A 1,269-nucleotide genomic window follows, 5' to 3' on the forward strand; every position below is an offset into this window, starting at 1 on the left:
CGCCTGCACCGGCAAGGAGGGCGGTGCTTTTCTGCGGGAACAGGGTTTGTATTCCTCGCAGATCGCTGAATGGCGAAAGCTTCGTGATGCCGGTGCTCTCACCGGAAAGAAGCCCGGGGAAACCATTGGCAAGCTCTCTGCAGAACAGGTCGAGATCGCGCGTTTGCGCCGCCAGCTGGAGGTGAGTGAGGGCCGGTTGGAACGAACCGAGGCTGCCTTGGGAATCATGGAAAAACTCTCGGCGTTCTTCGAGAACGCCATCAAGGAATCACCGGACGAGCCGAAGTCCAGGAAGAAATGACCAGCGCCTACCGGCATTTGGTGGAGGCGGCTGTTCCGACGCGGCAGGCCGCGGCCCTGCTCGGCCTCTCACGCACCACGATCTACCGTCAACCTGCCGCCCCGGTGGACCACGAGCCGGTGGTGCCGCCAAACAAGCTGTGTGCCGCGGAGCGGGCCGAGATCCTGGCCGCGCTGAACTCCCCGGAGTTCGTGGACTTGGCGCCCCTGCAGGTCTACGCGAAGCTACTCGATGAGGGCATCTACCTGGGCTCGGTCTCCACGTTCTACCGGGTCCTGCAGGAGAACGAGCAGGTCAAGGAGCGCCGCCGGCTGGCCAAGCACCCGGCCCGGGCCATTCCGGAGCTGGTCGCTACCGCACCTGGTCAGGTGCTCAGCTGGGATATTACGAAGCTGGCTGGCCCGGTGAAGGGCAAGTACTTCGATTGTTACCTGATGGTGGACATCCATTCGAGGTTCATCGTCGGCGCGCACGTGCACGCCACCGAATCAGGGGTCCTGGCGGTGGAGATGATGAAGGAGATCTTCGGCATCCACGGCATCCCCGAAGTCGTCCACGCCGACCGCGGGACCTCGATGACGTCGAAGACCGTTGCCGGACTGCTCTCGGATCTGGAGGTCACCCGATCCCATTCCAGGCCCCGGGTGAGCAACGACAACCCGTACAGCGAAAGTCTCTTCAAAACCATGAAGTACGGGCCAACCTTCCCCGATCGCTTCGCGTCCCTGGGCGACGCGCGGGCCTTCATCAGTGAATTCGTGGATTGGTACAATCACGCTCATCAGCATTCTGGCATCGGGTTCCATACTCCAGCCAACGTCCACTATGGCTTCGCCGATAGCGTCGCCGTGAAACGCTCACAGACCTTGGCTGCCGCGCGGGCCAAACACCCCCAAAGGTTCAGCAAGGCCACCGATCCCAAGATCCTGGCCCTACCCGGACCGGCATGGATCAACCAACCAAAGGAG

Annotated in this window: 1 protein-coding gene; it reads left to right on the top strand. The window is 62.3% G+C overall.

Features of this window, described 5'->3' with window-relative positions; translation table 11 throughout:
- Nucleotides 1-1,269 (top strand): IS3 family transposase gene (locus BAUR9175_RS19095; RefSeq protein WP_101584983.1). Its coding sequence is split into 2 segments (ribosomal slippage), with 1,270 coding nucleotides annotated over them: nucleotides 1-227 and nucleotides 227-1,269; the frame shifts between segments, so codons are not numbered across the junction. This gene is flagged as partial in the annotation.

The organism is Brevibacterium aurantiacum (genome assembly GCF_900169065.1).
Classification (GTDB): domain Bacteria; phylum Actinomycetota; class Actinomycetes; order Actinomycetales; family Brevibacteriaceae; genus Brevibacterium; species Brevibacterium aurantiacum.